This is a genomic window from Dryocola clanedunensis (genome assembly GCF_038405435.1).
GTDB classification, from domain to species: domain Bacteria; phylum Pseudomonadota; class Gammaproteobacteria; order Enterobacterales; family Enterobacteriaceae; genus Dryocola; species Dryocola clanedunensis_A.
Genome location: NZ_JBBYHZ010000108.1, coordinates 1 through 641 on the forward strand (window position 1 = coordinate 1; position 641 = coordinate 641).

General features: G+C 65.2%; 2 protein-coding genes. Both read right to left on the minus strand.

Annotated elements, in window-relative coordinates:
* The coding region (locus AAE045_RS23695; RefSeq protein ID WP_455549754.1) for an SDR family NAD(P)-dependent oxidoreductase at positions 1-211 on the minus strand (211 nt) is incomplete at its 3' end.
* A gap of 66 nt (positions 212-277) precedes the next feature.
* Positions 278-641, minus strand: a 364-nt coding sequence (locus AAE045_RS23700) for a 5-deoxy-glucuronate isomerase (protein ID WP_455549755.1), incomplete at its 5' end; no start/stop codon positions are given.

The following is a 641-nucleotide window of genomic DNA, read 5'->3' on the forward strand; positions in this document are numbered from 1 at the left end:
CCGGCTCGATGCTGATCAGGTTCGCTTCGATCGCCAGGCAGCGACGACCCAGGGCGGTGATCTTGGCGATGGTTTCGGTGGGCGGCGCGATGCCGGCCACGGCGACGTCGGCACCGGCCTGCGCCAATGCGACCGCGATGCCCTGGCCCAGGCCGGTGTTGCCACCGGTGACGAGGGCGACCTTGCCTTCCAGACTGAACGGATTAGCCATTGCGTATGTGGTCCTTGTCCAATGCATAACAGACGCCGCCAGCGCGATGCCGGCGGCGTGTCGGGGTTACTTCAGCTGGCAGATGTCCAGCACGTGCATGTCGGTGTAATCCAGGTTCTCGCCGCCCATCGCCCAGATGAAGGCGTAGTTGCTGGTGCCCGCGCCCATGTGGATGGACCACGGCGGCGAGACGACGGCTTCGTTGTTCTGGATGACGATGTGGCGCTGCGCGTCCGGCTCGCCCATGAAGTGGTACACGCGGTCGTTCTGGCCCAGGTCGAAGTAGAAATAGACTTCGCTGCGGCGGTCGTGCAGGTGCGGCGGCATCGTGTTCCAGACGCTGCCCGGCTTGAGCACGGTCAGGCCCAGCAGCAGCTGCGAGGACTGGCAGGTGGCCGGCACGATGTACTGGTAGATGGTGCGCTCGTTG